General features: G+C 30.8%; 1 pseudogene. It reads left to right on the forward strand.

What is annotated here, in order from left to right:
- Window positions 1-16: 16 nt before the first annotated feature.
- Window positions 17-805 (forward strand): annotated as a pseudogene (locus BG20_RS13925) (TiaS agmantine-binding domain-containing protein); the annotation flags it as partial.

The following is an 805-nucleotide window of genomic DNA, read 5'->3' on the forward strand; positions in this document are numbered from 1 at the left end:
TTTCTATAATTTGATTATGACTGATTCACAAATATTGAATATTGGTTTTGACGATACTGATTCACCAAAAGGAATGTGCACAACTTTTCTTGCTTACAAAATTGTTGATATATTAAAAAAACATGAAACTGAATTTCTTGATTTTCCAAAACTTGTCAGATTCAATCCCAACATTCCTTGGAAAACAAGAGGAAATGGAGCTGTTTCTATGAAAATAAGAACAAAAAATCCATCGAAAATCAAAGAAAAAATTAAACATCTTGTAAAAAAAATATTCTGATATCAATAATGGTGCAAATCCTGGGCTTGTATTTTATGAGAATGACATCCCAAAACACTTTACAAAATTTAGCAAATTAGCATTATGGCAATTAATTAATAGAAATCAAGCAAAAAAATTTGCTAGAAAAAACAACATTGAATTTTTTTACAAAGGAAACGGTCAAGGTCTTGTAGGTGCAATCGGTGCAATAGGCTATGATTTTAAAGATCACACATTGGAATTATTAAGTTATAGAAAAAACTCACAATTTGGAAAAGATAGAAAACTTTCTGCCACAAGTGTAAAAACAATGCAAGAAAAAACACAGCCTAATACCTTTAACAGTTTTGATAACAAAAAAATCGAGTATTGATTACTCCGCATGGGCCTGATCCTGTTTTTTATGGAATACGTGGTGAAAATATGGATGCACTGCTTCATGCAACCAAGATTTTGAAAACAGATGAAAAGTTAGCAGGCCACTTGATATTCAAATCTAATCAAGGCACTGGTGATCACTTGGAAAATGAGTTTGATGTAACC

It is taken from the genome of Candidatus Nitrosarchaeum limnium BG20, from assembly GCF_000241145.1.
GTDB lineage: Archaea > Thermoproteota > Nitrososphaeria > Nitrososphaerales > Nitrosopumilaceae > Nitrosarchaeum > Nitrosarchaeum limnae.